This window comes from Streptomyces sp. NBC_01217 (assembly GCF_035994185.1).
Classification (GTDB): Bacteria; Actinomycetota; Actinomycetes; order Streptomycetales; family Streptomycetaceae; genus Streptomyces.
On record NZ_CP108538.1, the window covers coordinates 1,778,651 to 1,795,156 of the forward strand.

General features: G+C 70.6%; 14 protein-coding genes. 7 read left to right on the forward strand and 7 right to left on the reverse strand.

The features are described from left to right. Nucleotide 1 precedes the first annotated feature (1 nt). Both OG507_RS07715 and OG507_RS07720 read left to right on the forward strand, forming a co-directional pair. Nucleotides 2-994, forward strand: coding sequence for an ADP-ribosylglycohydrolase family protein (locus OG507_RS07715; RefSeq protein ID WP_442810954.1), 993 nt, complete (start codon nt 2-4; stop codon nt 992-994). Between the two features lie 87 nt (nt 995-1,081). After that, the gene (locus tag OG507_RS07720; protein ID WP_327366392.1) at nt 1,082-1,525 is read left to right on the forward strand and encodes an SPW repeat protein; all 444 of its coding nucleotides are present in this window, start codon (nt 1,082-1,084) and stop codon (nt 1,523-1,525) included. Nucleotides 1,526-1,596: 71 nt separating this feature from the next. Here OG507_RS07720 and OG507_RS07725 read toward each other — a convergent pair whose 3' ends face one another. Beyond that, nucleotides 1,597-2,229 carry a TetR/AcrR family transcriptional regulator gene (locus OG507_RS07725; protein ID WP_327366393.1) on the reverse strand — a complete coding sequence of 211 codons (633 nt, stop codon included), beginning with the start codon at nt 2,227-2,229 and terminating at the stop codon, nt 1,597-1,599. A 177-nt stretch (nt 2,230-2,406) separates the two neighbouring features. Here OG507_RS07725 and OG507_RS07730 point away from each other — a divergent pair, with 177 nt between their 5' ends. The 5 genes from OG507_RS07730 to OG507_RS07750 all read left to right on the forward strand — a co-directional run bounded on the left by OG507_RS07730 (nt 2,407) and on the right by OG507_RS07750 (nt 10,375). After that, entirely contained in the window at nt 2,407-3,225 is an 819-nt protein-coding gene (locus tag OG507_RS07730) for an urea amidolyase associated protein UAAP1 (protein ID WP_327366394.1), read from the forward strand. Next, entirely contained in the window at nt 3,222-3,878 is a 657-nt protein-coding gene (locus tag OG507_RS07735) for an urea amidolyase associated protein UAAP2 (RefSeq protein ID WP_327366395.1), read from the forward strand. The genes OG507_RS07730 and OG507_RS07735 overlap by 4 nt, the downstream gene beginning before the upstream one ends. Further along, nucleotides 3,875-7,405: a 5-oxoprolinase/urea amidolyase family protein gene (locus OG507_RS07740; protein ID WP_327366396.1), complete on the forward strand. Its 3,531-nt coding sequence runs from the start codon at nt 3,875-3,877 to the stop codon at nt 7,403-7,405. Before OG507_RS07735 ends, OG507_RS07740 begins: the two co-directional genes overlap by 4 nt. A gap of 9 nt (nt 7,406-7,414) precedes the next feature. Then, on the forward strand, nt 7,415-9,076 hold the full coding sequence (atzF, locus tag OG507_RS07745) for an allophanate hydrolase (RefSeq protein ID WP_327366397.1): 1,662 nt from the start codon (nt 7,415-7,417) through the stop codon (nt 9,074-9,076). A gap of 171 nt (nt 9,077-9,247) precedes the next feature. Beyond that, a complete protein-coding gene (locus tag OG507_RS07750) occupies nt 9,248-10,375 on the forward strand; it encodes an LLM class flavin-dependent oxidoreductase (protein ID WP_327366398.1) in 1,128 nt (375 codons plus the stop codon). Nucleotides 10,376-10,632: 257 nt separating this feature from the next. On the opposite strand, the gene OG507_RS07755 is transcribed toward OG507_RS07750, so the two are convergent. The 6 genes from OG507_RS07755 to OG507_RS07780 form a co-directional block, all read right to left on the reverse strand. Further along, nucleotides 10,633-13,467, reverse strand: coding sequence for a DEAD/DEAH box helicase (locus OG507_RS07755; protein WP_327366399.1), 2,835 nt, complete (start codon nt 13,465-13,467; stop codon nt 10,633-10,635). Nucleotides 13,468-13,511: 44 nt separating this feature from the next. Continuing rightward, complete coding sequence (locus OG507_RS07760) at nt 13,512-14,420, reverse strand: diacylglycerol kinase (protein WP_327366400.1); 909 nt, start codon at nt 14,418-14,420, stop codon at nt 13,512-13,514. Nucleotides 14,421-14,438: 18 nt separating this feature from the next. Beyond that, on the reverse strand, nt 14,439-15,389 hold the full coding sequence (tatC, locus tag OG507_RS07765; RefSeq protein WP_327366401.1) for a twin-arginine translocase subunit TatC: 951 nt from the start codon (nt 15,387-15,389) through the stop codon (nt 14,439-14,441). A 62-nt stretch (nt 15,390-15,451) separates the two neighbouring features. Next, nucleotides 15,452-15,742 carry a Sec-independent protein translocase subunit TatA gene (tatA, locus tag OG507_RS07770; protein ID WP_327366402.1) on the reverse strand — a complete coding sequence of 97 codons (291 nt, stop codon included), beginning with the start codon at nt 15,740-15,742 and terminating at the stop codon, nt 15,452-15,454. A 261-nt stretch (nt 15,743-16,003) separates the two neighbouring features. Next, complete coding sequence (locus OG507_RS07775; protein ID WP_327366403.1) at nt 16,004-16,201, reverse strand: hypothetical protein; 198 nt, start codon at nt 16,199-16,201, stop codon at nt 16,004-16,006. A 35-nt stretch (nt 16,202-16,236) separates the two neighbouring features. Beyond that, the gene (locus OG507_RS07780; RefSeq protein ID WP_327366404.1) at nt 16,237-16,506 is read right to left on the reverse strand and encodes a hypothetical protein; all 270 of its coding nucleotides are present in this window, start codon (nt 16,504-16,506) and stop codon (nt 16,237-16,239) included.

A 16,506-nucleotide genomic window follows, 5' to 3' on the forward strand; every position in this document is an offset into this window, starting at 1 on the left:
GATGAACCGTCCAGGCGTCATGGACCGGCAGAACCGGGTGGCAGGTGCCGTCATCGGATCGGCGATCGGCGACGCGCTGGGGGCGCCGTTCGAGTTCGGTCCCGCCGGCGTGTACGCGGCCCGCTTCCCGGACGGCGTCGGCACGATGTGCGGGGGCGGCGGCTGGGATCCGGGCGAGGCCACGGACGACACCCAGATGGCCGTTCTGGTCGCGGAGTCCCTGCTGGAGCAGGGCGGCCTGGACCTCCCCGACATGTTCGGACGGTTTCGCCGATGGGCGGCGGGTGAACCGAAGGACATCGGGCTGCAGACCGAGGCCGTTTTGACGAGCGGTGACCCCTGGGACCTCGCGGCGGCGCTGCACTTCCAGATCAACGGGCGTGCGGCGGGCAACGGTTCGCTGATGCGGGCCGCCGCGCCTGCCGTGTACTTCGCACGGGCGGGGCAGGCAGCGACGATGGGCGCCGCCCGCCGCATCGCCGCGCTGACGCATGGCGACCGGGCCGCCTGGGAGGGCACCGCCGTGTTCCACGAGCTGATCCGGGTGGCGCTGGAGGGTGGCGATCCGTTCGCCGCCCTCCCTGATGCCCTGGACCGCGTGCACGAGAATCACCGCAAGCGCTGGGCCGCCGTCCTCGCGCCCGGCTGGCATCCCGACGCGGCGACGGAGTTCAACGGCGCGGTGTGGCCGTGTCTGGGCACCGCACTGTGGGCGCTGCGCACCACAGGTACGTACGAGAACGCACTGGCCGCGGCGGTCGACGTGGGTGGGGACACGGACACCGTCGCGGCGGTGACCGGCGGTCTGGCAGGAGCGGTGTACGGCTTCGACGCGATTCCGCCGCGGTGGACAGACCCCCTGCACGTGCCGCTGCCGGGATACGGGGGCCGCGTGCTGCGGACGTCCGACCTGGTGGGTTTGGCCCGCCGCTTGGACCGTGCCTCGCGTGATGTGATTCCCGCGGACATTCACACGCCCTGCAACTACACATAAGGGTGAGATAAGGGCAGAATGGGCTTAGCAGGCCGAAAATCGCACAAAAACGGCAACCAGGTCTGCAGGAGCGAAGGAGACGAACCCATGTCAAACCTCTCGCACACCGGCCGCGACATCGCCAGTCACCCCGATGTTTCCGAAATGCGCGATCGCTACAACCGCGTACTCGGTGGCCGTGACGTGGCCCTCGTGGATGCACCGGTGTTCCTCATCGGCCTCTACTGCGCCATCTCGCCCTGGGTGGTCAACTTCACGACGAGCCAGCCCGCGCTCTCGACGCACAACCTGATCATGGGTATCGCGATCGCGGCGCTGGGCCTCGGGTTCACCGTGATGCCGGAGCGGATGTACGGCCTGAGCTGGGCCATCTGCGCCATAGGCGCCTGGATGATCATCTCGACGTGGGTCGTCGGCAGCAGCCCGGACCTCGGCGTCATCCTCAACAACGTCATCATCGGCGGACTGACCGTGCTGCTGGGGTTGGCCTGCGTAGGGGTGTCGATGAAGAGCGGCAAGCACCCGACCTGAGCCAAGGCCCGTCGGCCGGTCCGCATGGAGCGGACCGGCCGACGGCCGTTGCCCCGCCCCTGCGCCGAACCTCAGCCCTTCCCCACGCCCACGATCCGCAGCGCCGCATCCGCCGTGGCCGCCGCGAACGCGCCGACCGCACGCTCCGGACCGGACCGGTGGACCAGGATCACGCCCTCGATCAGCCCGAACACCAGGTCCGTGCGGAGTGACGCCTCGTCCTCGCCGAGGGCCGCGCCCGCCTCCGTGGCCGCCAGCAACTGCCCGTACGCCTGCTTCAGTTCGGCCCGGACGCGGTGGAAGTCCGCGAACCGCTCGGCCCGCACCTCGGGCAGCACATACAGCGCTCCGAGGTTGTGCGGACCGCCGCACAGCAGCGCCACGTCCGAGCGGCACAGCTCCCACAGCCGGTCCTCCGCGTCCGTCGCCCCGTCAGCGAGCAGCCGCCTCGCCAGTGCCAGCGACGGCCTGACCGTGGACTCCAGCAGCTCGGCCAGCAGATCCTCCTTGCCCGCCACGTAGTGGTACATCGTCGCCTGACGCATACCCGCCCGCTCGGCGACGGCCCGGGTGGTGGTCGCGGCGTATCCGCGCGTGGTGAACAACTCGGCGGCCGCGGTGAGCAGTTCGTCGCGCGCGGTCAGCCCGCTGTCCGGCCGCTGCTGGGCCCGCGGGCGGCCGACCTTTCTTCCGGTGCTGGACATGGGCCGATCGTCGCACATCCGCCGACGACGCGATCTTGGTGAGCACTCGGTAACTCCCGCGCAACGGACGGGCAATGGCCACGACTTCCCGGCGTCCTAATTTCTGTCGTGCGACAGAAATCGGCCGCAGTCAGGCCGCATCAGCACGTCAGCCCCCGTCGAGCCGGAGGTCCAGCCATGGCGACAGCGACGACACACGGAGCCCGGGACCATGCCCGCGCCCAGCACGGCACCCGTACCGAGTCCATGCCGGTGGTGCCCGCGAGCGACTGGCCCGATCCTCTTCCCGGCCCGCCGGTCTGGGCCGAGACCGTCGCGGGCGGCAGCTACACGCACCGCGTCCTGGCCCGCGGCACCGAACTGCGGCTCACGGACCTCGCGGGCGACGCCTGCGCCCATCTGCTGCTGTACGTCGACGGGCGGCCGTGGGAGCGGCTCAACACCGCCGACACGGTGAAGGTCCAGTGGAACGCCTACCTCGGCGCCGGCCGGCTGCTCCTCTCCGACCAGGGCCGGGTCCTCGCCTCGGTGATCGCCGACTCCTCCGGCCGCCACGACGCGCTCTGCGGCACCTCGACCCTCGTACGGAACACCGCGCGGTACGGCGACGGCACCCCGCAGTCGGCCTCCCCCGCCGGCCGGGAGCTGCTGAAGCTGGCCGCGGCCAAGAACGGTCTCGGCCCGCGCGACCTGCCGCCCTCGGTCTCCTTCTTCCAGGGGGTGGAGGTACGGGAGGACGGCACCCTGGACTTCACCGGCCCGGCCGGAGCGGGCGCCGCGGTGACGCTGCGCGCCGAGCAGGATCTGACCGCACTGATCGCGAACGTCCCGCATCCACTGGACCCACGTCCGGAGTACGTCTGCACCCCGCTGGAGGTACTGGCCTGGCGCGCCGGGCCGACGGCGCCCGGGGACCCGTTCTGGGATGCCGCCCCGGAGGGTCACCGGGCCTTCCTCAACACGCTCGACTTCCTCACCGCCAGGGGGCTCGCATGACCGTCGCCACCGCTGTCACCGACACCGACAGCATCCGCCGCTCGGACCTGATCCCCGCGCGGGCCGCCTGGTCCGCCGTCGTCCGCGCGGGGGAACAGCTCACGCTGACCGACCTGCACGGCAACCAGGCCGTGGACTTCCTGGCGTACGACGCCCACGACACGTCCGTCCGCTACAGCGCCCCGGACACCGTCCACGCGCAGGGCGGCATCTTCCTCACCACGGGCAGCGTGCTGATGTCGAACGAGCACACCCCGCTGATGACGGTCACCGAGGACACCTGCGGCCGCCACGACACGGTCGGTGGCGCCTGCTCCAAGGAGTCCAACACGCTTCGCTACGGACACCACACCTGGTCGCAGCACGCCTGCGTCGACAACTTCCTCGCCGAGGGCGCGCGGCACGGGCTCGGCAAGCGCGATCTGGTCTCCAACATCAACTGGTACATGAACGTCCCGGTCGAGAAGGACGGCACGCTCGGCATCGTCGACGGCATCTCGGCCCCGGGTCTGCGGGTGACGCTGCGCGCCGAGACGGATGTCCTGGTCCTGATCTCCAACTGCCCCCAGATCAACAACCCCTGCAACGGCTTCGACCCGACAGCCGTAGAAGCCACCATCACCGAGGCCGCCGTCAGCGGAGCCACCGCATGAGCGACTTCGACACGCTGCTGGTGGCCAACCGGGGCGAGATAGCCGTACGCATCATCCGCACCGCCCGCCGTCTCGGCATTCGTACCGTCGCGGTCTTCTCCGACCCCGACCGCTCCTCGCCCCACGTCCGTCTCGCCGACGAGGCGGTACGGCTCGGCCCCGCGCCCGCCAAGGAGTCGTACCTCGACGCCGACCTGATCCTGAGGGCGGCCAAGGACACCGGGGCGGGCGCCATCCACCCCGGCTACGGATTCCTCTCCGAGGACGCCGGGTTCGCGCGGCGCTGCGAGGACGCCGGGATCGTCTTCGTCGGCCCGACCGCCGATCAGCTGGAACTGTTCGGCGCCAAGCACACCGCACGCGCGGCGGCCGAGGCGGCGGGCGTGCCGCTCGCCCCCGGCACCGGGCTGCTGCCCGATCTGCCGTCGGCTCTGGCGGCGGCCGAGCGCATCGGCTATCCCGTGATGCTCAAGGCCACCGGCGGTGGCGGCGGCATCGGCATGTCGGCATGTCGATCCACCGACGAACTCACCGACGCCTGGGAGCGGGTGCAGCGGGTCGCCGCCGCCTCCTTCTCCTCGGCCGGTGTCTTCCTGGAACGTCTCGTCGAGGACGCCCGCCATGTCGAGGTCCAGGTCTTCGGCGACGGGCACGGCCGCGTGGTGACCTTCGGCGACCGGGACTGCTCCCTCCAGCGCCGTAACCAGAAGGTCCTGGAGGAGGCCCCCGCACCCGCCCTTCCCGACCACGTACGCGCGCAACTGGCGCTGTCCGCACGCGAGTTGTGCGCGGCGGTCGGCTACCGCTCCGCGGGCACCGTGGAGTTCGTGTACGACGCCGCGCGCGCCGAGGCGTACTTCCTGGAGGTCAACACCCGCCTGCAGGTCGAACATCCGGTCACCGAGGAGATCCACGGCGTGGACCTCGTCGAGTGGATGCTGCGGCTCGCGCAGGGCGACACCGCTGTCGTACGCGAACCCGGCGCACCGCGCGGCCATGCCGTCGAGGCGCGCGTGTACGCCGAGGACCCGACTCGCGACCACCGTCCCGGCGCGGGCCTGCTGACCCGGGTCGCCTTCCCCGAGGGCGACGGGCTGCGCGTGGACACCTGGATCGAGACGGGTACGGAGGTGACGACGGCGTACGACCCGATGCTGGCCAAGGTCATCGCGTACGGCGCGGACCGCGCCGAGGCCCTCGCACGGCTCGACGCGGCACTCGCCGCCACCCGGATCGACGGCATCGAGACCAACCTCGGCCTGGTACGGGCCGCCCTGGCCGACGACCGGGTGCGCGGCGCCACGCACTCCACGGCCACCCTCGCCACGGTCACCGACCCGACCCCGCGCATCGAGGTGGTCTCCGGCGGCACCCTCACCACGGTGCAGGACTGGCCCGGCCGCACGGGCCACTGGCAGGTCGGCGTCCCGCCGTCGGGCCCGATGGACGATCTGTCGTTCCGGCTCGGCAACACGGCCGTCGGCAACGACGCGGGCGCACCGGGCCTCGAATGCACGCTCCAGGGACCGACGCTGCGCTTCACGCACCCGACGACCGTGTGCGTGACCGGCGCACCCGCCCCCGTCACGCTGGACGGCCGGCCCGTGTCGCAGTGGGAGCCGTTGACGGTCCCGGCGGGCGCCACCCTCGCCATCGGCACACCGGCAGAACACGGACTGCGTACGTACGTCCTGTTCGCCGGAGGCGGCCTGGACGTACCCGGCTTCCTCGGCAGCGCGGCCACCTTCACCCTCGGCGGCTTCGGCGGACACGGCGGCCGGGCCCTGCGCACGGGCGATGTCCTGCACGGCGGCGCAGCGCGGGCGTCGGGCACCCCCGTACCGGACGCCGACCGTCCGCGCATCGACGGCATCTGGCACATCGGCGCAGCCGAAGGCCCGCACGCCGCACCGGAGTTCTTCACCGAACAGGACATCCACGACTTCTACGCCGCCGACTGGAAGGTCCACTTCAACTCGGCCCGCACGGGCGTCCGGTTGGTCGGCCCCAAACCGCGCTGGGCCCGCACGGACGGCGGCGAGGCCGGACTCCACCCCTCGAACATCCATGACACGCCGTATTCCGTGGGAGCGGTCGACTACACGGGCGACATGCCCGTACTGCTCGGCCCGGACGGCCCGTCCCTGGGCGGCTTCGTCTGCCCGGCGACGGTGCTGACGGGTGAACGCTGGAAGCTGGGCCAGTTGCGCCCCGGCGACACGGTCCGCTTCACACCGGTCACGATCACCGGCGAGCCGCGCCCGGACATCGTCGACGGCGGCATCCTGTACCGGAGCGACGACGTCACCTACCGCCGCAGCGGCGACGACAACGTGCTGGTCGAGTACGGCCCGATGCAGCTGGATCTGGCCCTGCGCATGCGGGTGCACGCGCTGATGGAGGCCCTGACCGCCGCGGCCGTACCCGGCATCACCGGTCTCACACCCGGCATCCGCTCGCTCCAGATCCAGCTGGACCCGAGCGTCCTGTCCCAGGACCGGCTCCTGGACCTCCTCCACGCCACCGAGGCCGCGCTCCCGCCCACGCACGCCCTGACCGTGCCGTCCCGCACCGTGCATCTCCCGCTGTCCTGGGACGATCCGGCGACCCGCGAGGCCATCGCCCGCTACATGGCGGGGGTACGGGACGACGCCCCGTGGTGCCCGTGGAACATCGAGTTCATCCGCCGGGTCAACGGTCTGGACTCGGTCGACGACGTGTACCACACGGTGTTCGACGCCGAGTATCTGGTGATGGGCCTGGGCGATGTGTATCTGGGCGCCCCGGTCGCCACGCCGCTGGACCCGCGCCACCGCCTGGTCACCACCAAGTACAACCCGGCCCGCACCTGGACCGCGGAGAACTCGGTCGGCATCGGCGGCGCCTATCTCTGCATCTATGGGATGGAGGGGCCGGGCGGCTACCAGTTCGTGGGCCGCACCACGCAGGTCTGGTCGGGCTGGCAGCAGCGCGGCGCCTTCGAGCCCGGATCGCCGTGGCTGCTGCGGTTCTTCGACCGCATCAAGTGGTACCCCGTGGAGGCGGACGAACTCCTCGAACTGCGTGCGGACATCACATCGGGACGGTTCGTGCCGCGCATCGAGGAGGGCGAGTTCTCCCTGGCGCGGTACGAGGAGTTCCTCGCGCGCAACGCCGAATCGATCGCGGGGTTCCGCACCCGCCAGGGCAGCGCTTTCGCGGCCGAACGGGATGCCTGGGAGGCGGCGGGCGAGTTCGCCCGCGCGGACGCGGCGGCTGCACCCGCGCCCCCGGCCGCCGAGGTGACGGTGCCACCGGGCGGCCATCTGGTGGAGGCGGAGTTCGCCGCATCCGTCTGGCAGCTGAATGTCGCCGCAGGCGACACGGTGACGGCAGGTCAGCCCCTGCTGGCGCTGGAGGCGATGAAGATGGAGTCCCGTGTCCACGCCCCCGCGGCCGGCATCGTCACGGAGGTACTCACCCGGCCGGGCGCCCAGGTGGAACCGGGTACGGCACTGCTGATCCTGGCCCCGCTCCACGAGAACTGAGGAACACCCATGCCGACGCTCTCCCCCCTCGTCGCCCGCGTCCGGGCCGCGTACGCCCGCATCGAAGCGGTCGACCGCCCCGAACTCTGGATCGGCCTGCGCCCCAGGACCGACCTGGAGGCCGAGGCCCGAGGTCTCGACGCCCGTCTGGCCGCGGGCGAGCACCTCCCCCTCGCGGGCCGTCTGCTGGCCGTCAAGGGCAACATCGATGTGGCCGGCCTCCCCACCACCGCGGGCTGTCCCTCGTACGCGTACGAGCCGAGCGCCGACGCCCCGGTGGTGGCCCGCCTCCGCGCCGCCGGAGCGCTGGTGATCGGCACGACCAATCTGGACCAGTTCGCCACGGGTCTGGTCGGCACCCGTTCCCCGTACGGCGCGGTACGCAGCGCCCATGACCCGTCCCGCGTCAGCGGAGGCTCCAGCTCGGGTTCCGCGGTCGCCGTCGCCCTCGGCATCGCGGACCTCGCGCTGGGCACGGACACCGCGGGCTCCGGCCGGGTCCCGGCCGCGTTCAACGGCATTGTCGGCCTGAAACCGACCCGCGGCCTCGTCCCGGCCGAAGGTGTGGTCCCCGCCTGCGCGAGCCTGGACTGCGTCACCGTCTTCGCCCGTACGCTCCCCGAGGCCGAGCAGGCGATGGCCCTGATGGCCACCCCCGCCCCGCAGCCGGACCGCTCCCGCATTCCGGGCCCCTGGCGGATCGCGGTCCCGCCCACCCGACAGCTCGGCGAGCTCGACCCCGGTTGGGCGCAGGCATACGAATCGGCGGCCGCCCGCCTCCGCGCGGCGGGCGCGGTGCTCCAGGACATCGACCTGACCCCGTTCACCGAGGCCGCCGCGATGCTGTACGAGGGTGCGTTCGTCGCCGAGCGCTACACCGCGGTCGGAGCATTCATCGACGGCGCACCCGACGCGCCCGGACTCGACCCCACGGTCGCCGGGATCATCACCGCTGCCCGCGACATCCCGGCACACCGCCTCTTCGCCGACCAGGCAAGGCTGGCCGCCCTGCGCACCGCCGCGACGGCCGCGCTCGGCGACGCGGACGCACTCCTGCTGCCGACCGCACCAGGCCACCCCACGCTCGCCGCGGTCGCCGCCGACCCGCTGGGCGCCAATGCCCGCCTCGGCCGGTTCACCAACTCCACCAATCTGTTCGACCTGTGCGCTGTGGCGGCCCCCGCGGGCGAGGTGGACGGGCTGCCGTTCGGCGTGATGCTGATCGGCCCGGCGCACACCGATGAACGCCTGGCCCGGATCGCCACGCTGCTGACCCCGCCCTCCCGTATCGCGGTGGTGGGCGCCCACCTGACCGGCCAGCCCCTGAACCCCCAGCTCCTCTCCCTGGGCGCCCGTCCGATCCGCACCACGGCCACCGCCCCTGTCTACCGCCTGCACGCCCTGCGCACAGACCCGCCCAAGCCGGGCCTGGAACGGATCGGGGAGGGTGGGGCCGCGATCGAGGCGGAACTGTGGGAGCTGCCCGCAGAAGGGCTCGGCCGGCTCATCGCCGCTCTCCCGGCGCCGATGGCGCTGGGCCGGGTGGAACTCGCCGACGGAACCGCGGTCCCCGGATTCCTCTGCGAGCCCTACGCGCTCGACGGCGCCGCCGACATCACCTCGCACGGCGGCTGGCGCGCATACCTCGGCATTGATCCCGGAAACAGTTGACTCGGCGCCAACACGCCTGTTCCACTGGACAGATGCGCCCTCAGCTGCGGCTGGTCACCCGCGACCACATCGACTTCGGTCGAGTGTGGTCCGCCTCGTGTCGTCCCTGACTGCTCCGACGTCAGCGCTTCACACGCCCGGTTACCCCGCAGCACGAGATGAGGCTTTGCCATGCCCGTCGAGTTTCTCGGCATCGCAGCGACCAATGAAGGTTCCGAAGTGACACCCCGCTCCGGGGCGTCCTTCGACAAGGCGTACACGCTCGAACTCGCCCGCGCACACGAGGACAACGGCTGGGACCGGGTGCTGTTCGCCTACGGCTCCGGCTCCCCCGACCCGTCCCCGGCCGCCGCCTACATCGCGGCCCGCACCGAGACGCTCCAGATCCTGGTCGCCCACCGCCCCAACGTCTCGTACCCGACGTTCGCGGCCAAGACCTTCGCCACGCTGGACCGGATCAGCGACGGCCGCCTCGCCGTCCACTTCATCACCGGCGGCAATGACCACGAGCAGCAGCGCGAGGGCGATTTCCTCACCAAGGACGAGCGGTACGCGCGCACCCGTGAGGCCATCCAGATCATCAAGAAGGCGTGGACGTCGCACGAGCCCTTCGACCATGAGGGCACGCACTACCGCTTCAACGACTTCGTGAGCGACACCTTCCCCGTGCAGCAGCCGCATCCGCGGGTCTCGTTCGGGGGTTCCTCCCCGGCGGCGTACGCGGCCGGGGGCGCCGAGGCCGACATCTACTGCCTGTGGGGCGAGCCGCTGGCCCGGACCGCGGAGCAGATCGAGTCGGTGCGGGCCGCGGCGAAGGCAGCCGGCCGTACGGACGTCCCCAGGATCCAAGTGGCCTTCCGGCCGATCATCGCCCCGACCGAGGAACTGGCCTGGGAAAAGGCCCACCGAACGCTGGCCCGCATCAAGGCCCGTAAGTCCGGCACACCACTGAGCCGCCACCCCCTGAACAACCCGGAGAACGCAGGCTCCCAACGCCTCCTCGCCGTGGCCGCCGAGGGCGATCGCCACGACCGCGCACTGTGGACACCCACCGCGGCGGAAACGGGCGGCGCCGGCAACTCGACGGCCCTGGTGGGAACACCGGAAACGGTGGCACAGGCACTGCTGGACTACTACGACCTGGGCGTGGAAATCCTCTCCGCCCGCGGCTACGACCTCCTGGACGACGCGATCGACTTCGGAAGGCACGTCATCCCGATAGTCCGAGAAGAAGTAGCCAAACGAGACGCAGCCCGCAATCCCACCCCGCCGGTCAATTTCAGCCCGTCCGGCGCTTGAGGACCGAGGCCCGGGGCAGAGCACCCCGCTACCACCCAGCCCGTCCGGCGCTTCAGGACCGGGACCCGGGGCAGAGCCCCGCTACCCCCCAGCCCGTCCGGCGCTTGAGGACCGGGGTCCGGGGCAGAGCCCCGGTTTCGGGAAGAGTGGGGTCTCCCCTGCTCGAACGAAGTTGAGAGCTTGGGGATGGGTAGGGGACAAGCCCGCCGCAGGCGCACCCCCAACACCGCCCCAACACCGCCCCGCCCCACAACCCCTCACCCCACAGAGCTGTAAGCCACAACCCCCCGCAACACCCCGTCCACCGCCTTACGCGCACTCCGCCCCACAGAACTCCCCTCCCCCGGCGCCGCAGCCGCAATCTGCCCCAGCACATCGATCACCTGCTTGCACCACCGCACGAAGTCCCCCGCCGGCATCTCCACCTCGCGCAGCACCTCGTCCAGCGTCCGCCCCGACGCCCACATGTAGACCGCCCAGGCGAACCCCAGATCGGGTTCGCGCTGCCCGACCCCCTCCGCCTGGTTGATCTTGAAGTCCTCCTCCAGGGCATCGAGCCGGCCCCAGATCCGGACCATCTCGCCCATCGCTGCCTTCGCGGGACCCGAGGGCAGCTTCGGCGCCACCGCGTCATCGGACTGTCGCGCCTCGTACACCAACGCCGAGACGCACGCCGCGAGTTCGGCAGGGTTCAGGCCCTCCCACACCCCGGCCCGCAGGCATTCGCTCGCCAGCAGATCCAGCTCGCCGTAGAGCCGCGCCAGCCGCCGCCCGTGCGCAGTGACCTCGTTGCCCCGCAGGTAGTCGAGCTCGGTGAGCAGTGCGACGATCTGGTCGAAGGTGCGGGCGATCGTGTTCGTCCGCCCTTCGATCCGCCGCTCCAACTGCTTCGTGTCACGCTGCAGCCGGTGATACCGCTCGGCCCAGCGCGCATGGTCCTCACGCTCGGAGCACCCGTGACAGGGGTGCGCACGCAACTCCGCCCGGTAGCGGGCGATCTCCCGGTCGTCGGCCGCCGCGGCCCGCCCCTTGCGGTGCCGCTCGGGCACTATGTGCCCCGCCTTGGTCCGCAGCGCGGAGGCCAGATCGCGGCGGGACTGCGGCGAGCGCGGATTGAACGACTTCGGCACCCGCATCCGCTCCAGCGCCGCCACCGGAACCGGGAAGTCGATCGAGGCGAGCCTCTTGACCTGCCGCTCGGCGGTCAGCACCAACGGCCGCGGCCCGTCGTGGTATTCGAGCCCGCGGTGCCCGTGCCCATTGGTCCGCCCGGCGGGCAGCCCGGGGTCGAGGACCAGTGCCAGTCCGGCGAACTTGCCGGTGGGCACATGGATGACATCGCCGGGCTTGAGCTTCTCCAGGGACGCCGCCGCCTCGGCCCGCCGCTGCGACGCGCCCTGCTTGGCCAGCTCGGTCTCCCGGTCCTTGAGCTCGCGGCGAAGCCGCGCGTACTCCTCGAAGTCACCGAGGTGGCAGGTCATGCCCTCCCGGTAGCCCTCCAGTCCCTCTTCGTTCCGCTGGACCTGCCGGGAGATCCCGACCACCGAACGGTCGGCCTGGAACTGTGCGAAGGAGGTCTCCAGCAGTTCGCGCGAGCGGTGCCGCCCGAACTGGTGCACAAGATTGACGGCCATGTTGTACGAAGGCCGGAAGCTGGAGCGCAGCGGATACGTACGCGTACCCGCGAGTCCGGCCAGCGCCGCCGGGTCCATGCCGCGCTGCCACAGCACCACCGCATGGCCTTCGATGTCGATCCCGCGCCGTCCGGCCCGCCCGGTGAGCTGGGTGTACTCGCCGGGGGTGATGTCGGCGTGCTGTTCGCCGTTCCACTTGACGAGCTTCTCCAACACGACCGAGCGTGCGGGCATGTTGATGCCGAGGGCGAGGGTCTCCGTCGCGAAGACGGCCTTGACGAGCCCCCGTACGAAGAGTTCCTCGACGACTTCCTTGAACGTGGGCAGCATGCCGGCGTGGTGCGCGGCAATGCCTCGCTCCAGTCCTTCGAGCCACTCGTAGTAGCCGAGGACATGGAGGTCCTCGCCGGGGATGGACGAGGTCCGCTCCTCGACGATCTCGCGGACCAGGCGGCGCTTGTCCTCGTCGTTGAGGCGCAGGCCGGCGTGCAGACACTGCTGTACGGCGGCCTCACAGCCGGCCCGGCTGAAGATGAACGTGATGGCGGGGAGCAGCCCTTCGGCGTCCAGCCGGTCGATGACCTCGGGCCTGGACGGGGTCCAGATCCTGCTGCGCTGGCGCCGCTCGCGCTCACGGTCCGCCTCGCGCACCATCTTGCCGCGGCGGCGGTCACGCGGGTTGTACGTCCGCTGGTTCTCCATCCGGGCGAGCCGGAGGAGATCGGGGTTGACCTCACGGCGTCCGGCGCCGCGGCCGCCGTGGTCGGTCTCCTCCTCGAAGAGGTCGTACATCCGACGGCCCGCCAGCACGTGCTGCCAGAGCGGCACGGGGCGGCTCTCGGAGACGATGACCTGGGTGTCACCGCGGACGGTGTCCAGCCAGTCTCCGAACTCCTCGGCGTTGGACACGGTCGCCGACAGTGACACCAGCGTCACGGATTCCGGGAGGTGGATGATCACTTCCTCCCAGACGGCGCCCCGGAAGCGGTCGGAGAGGTAGTGCACCTCGTCCATCACGACATAGCCGAGGCCGCGCAGCGCCTGCGAGCCCGCGTACAACATGTTCCGCAGCACTTCGGTGGTCATGACGACCACCGGGGCATCGCCGTTGACACTGTTGTCGCCGGTGAGCAGGCCCACCTTTTCCGGTCCGTAGCGCTTGACCAGGTCGGTGAACTTCTGGTTGGACAGGGCCTTGATGGGCGTGGTGTAGAAGCACTTGCGGCCCTGTTCGAGGGCGAGGTGCACGGCGAACTCGCCGACGATCGTCTTGCCCGAGCCCGTCGGGGCAGCGACGAGCACCCCCTTGCCGGCCTCCAGTGCCTCACAGGCCTCGATCTGGTAGGGGTCCAGATCGAACTCGTACATCTCGCGGAAGGGCGCGAGGGCGGTGGCCAGCTCGGCGGCACGGATCCGAGAAGCCTGGTATCGCTCAGCTGGTGAGAGGTCCTCTGTCATCTTGCTTACGAGCCTACCCGCCACCTCCGACAGTGACGCGATCTTTAAATTGCCCGGGGAGAACCCGGCGCGAGCACGCTCACCGCGCCCGGTACGCAGGTCGCGGTGAGCGGCAGTGCCCCGAGCTGTTCACCGTCCGCGTACGCGGTCACACCCGCTGCGGCCAGCTCGATCGAGGAGACCCGGTACACAGTGACCTTGGGGTGGTCGAGGTGTGTTCCCTTGTAGACGCGGGGGAAGACCTTGAGCAGGGTGGTGCGGCTGCAGTCCCCGACGACGGTGACGTCGAAGAGCCCGTCGTCCATGACGGCGTCCGCGCAGATCCGCATGCCTCCGCCGTACGTCGATCCGTTGCCCACCGCGATGAGCGTCGCCTCGATCTCCCGGACCGGTCCGCCGTCCAGCCTGATGCGGTACGGGATGGGTTTGATCGCGGCGAGTTCGGCGAGGATCGCGAGGTCGTACTTGAACCGTCCGCCGACCCAGCGCATCCGGTTGCCGCGGTCGTTGACCCGGGAGTCGAAGCCGGAGGCGAGCACGGACCCGAACCACCGCTCACCGACCCGTCCGAGGTCGATCTCGCGGACGCTGCCGCCCTTGAGCGCCTCGGCGGCCAGCCGTCCGGCAGCGGCCGGATCCCGTATCGGCATCCCGAGCGCGCGGGCGAAGTCGTTCCCGGTGCCCACGGCGACGACCCCGAGCGGGGTCCTCGTTCCGGCAACGGCCTGCAGGGCGAGGGACATCATCCCGTCCCCGCCCACGGCTATCAGCGCACCGGTCCCGCCCACGACGGCCTCACGGGCCCGTCGCAGGGCGTCGTCGGCGTCCACGCCGAGAACCGTACGTACGGAGAATCCGGCGTCCCGCAACGCGGAAGCGGCCGGCTGCGCGGCGTGCGCGCCCCGGCCGCGTCCTGCGGTGGGATTGACGAAAAGAGTGATCTCGCTGGTCACCCGGGGGACCTTACAAGGTCAGGTGATGTCGTCGTAACCGTTGACCCGGTCACGGTCCGGGCTCGCCTGGGCGGGCAGCGAGCGGCTGGACGCGACCGGCTCGATCTCGCCGATGTCCTCCGGGGTGAGGTCCAGCTCCGACGCCTCGTCGTCGGCGGGCCCCGCCGCCGCGATCTGTGCCTTGCGGCGGTCGTTGAGGAGCGAGATCGCCGTGGCCACGAAGTACAGCACCCAGATCGGTCCGGCGAGCGCCAGCATCGTCAGCGGGTCGGTACTGGGGGTGGCCAGCGCGGCGAAGACCGTGATGCCCATGATCATGCCCCGCCACCAGCCGAGCATCCGCTTGCCGGTGATGATCCCGCCGAAGTTCAGCATGACGAGCAGCAGGGGCAGCTCGAAGGAGAGCCCGAAGACCACCACCATGCGCGTGATCAGATCCAGCAGATCGTCCAGCGGCAGCTGGTTGTCCAGCCCGGCGGGCGAGAATTCCAGGAGTACCCGGGCCATCGTGGGCAGCGTCTTGTACGCGAAGAAGCCACCGGCGAGGAAGAGCGGGAATCCCGCGCCCACGAAGGCGAGGGAGTACTTCTTCTCGTGCTTGTGCAGCCCCGGGGCGACGAAGGCCCACAGCTGGTAGAGCCAGATCGGCGAGGAGAGTACGACACCTGCCATCAAGGACACCTTGAGGGCGAGGGTGAACGGGGTGAGCAGACCGTTGAGGACGATACGCGCGCACGTACCGTCCTGCTTCTTGGCGAGCTCGGCGAAGCTGGACTCGCAACCGACCGACTTCAGCACCGGATCGGTGAAGAACTCGATGATCCCCTTGTAGAAGAAGGCAGCCACGATCGTGACGACGACGATCCCGAGCAAGGCCTTCGCCAGCCGGTTCCGCAGCTCACGCAGGTGCTCCACCAGGGGCATGCGGCCCTCTGGATCCGTCTCCTGTTTGCGGGCAGACTTGAGCAACCCACGTCCTCATCTCGTGCAGCAGGGCGTCACCGATCACGGCGCCTGCGTCGGCCCGGTTGTCAGCGCTTGGTCGAGTCGGTCGGCTCTGCGACCGGACGCGAGCTGGTCACGTCACCGGGCGCGGCCTGGATGGTGCGCGGGGCGACCTGGTCCTGGGCGGCGTCGTTCGCCGGCTCGGCCGGGGTGGCCGACGGGCTGCCCTCGGACTTCATGGCCTTGGCCTCGCTCTTGAGGATGCGGGCCGACTTGCCGAGCGAGCGAGCCATGTCAGGAAGCTTCTTCGCGCCGAACAGCAGAACAATGACGACGAGGATCAGGATGATCTCGGGAGCGCCGAGCCTTCCGAACATATGCGTGTACCTTCTCACCGAGGCAGCAGGGGTGGGGCGGACCGAACGTCGGACGGACGTCCGATCTTCGTACTGTCAGCGATCGTATCCCGCAGGAGTAAACGCAGGGCAATACCCATGCATCCTTGCGATTACGGCCCACGCCTCGCTCTCAGGGCCGCGTTCAGCAGCGTACCCCTCGAACCCGGGAAACAGGAGGCCGCGCCCTCCCCGATCGATCCCCCCTGCTCACGGGCCCACAGGATCGCGTGGGCGGTACACCTAGCGCAGTGCCTCACCGGTGGCGGCAAGGTCGGTCGCGGCCCGCTCCAGGTCCTGTGCGGCCCGGTTGATGCGCTGGGTGGTCCGCTCCACCTGACGCCCCAGACGCTGGGCCTCGACGAAGACCTTGACGGCCAGCACACCGAGGACGGCGATCCCGAGAAACCCCAGGGCGATGGCGAGCATGGGCCAGAACATGCGCAGAGCCTCGATGTGTCTAGGTGTCCGAAGGTCTAGAGGCCGGTGTGCAGGCGCAGGGTCCGCACCCCGCCACCGGTGAGCAGCTCGATTATCCGTTCCCCGGCGGGCTTACGGACGGCCGAGCCGCATTCCGGGCAGGTGAAGGAGTAGAACGTCGTCCGGCGGCTGGCGCCCACAGCGAGACGGATGGCACTCGCCGCCAGCTCGAACCGTTCGCGGCAGTCCGGGCAGGCGGCCTTGAACCGTACGGACTCGGGCACCACCACGGTGGACACACCGGATACCACAGACATATGACTCAT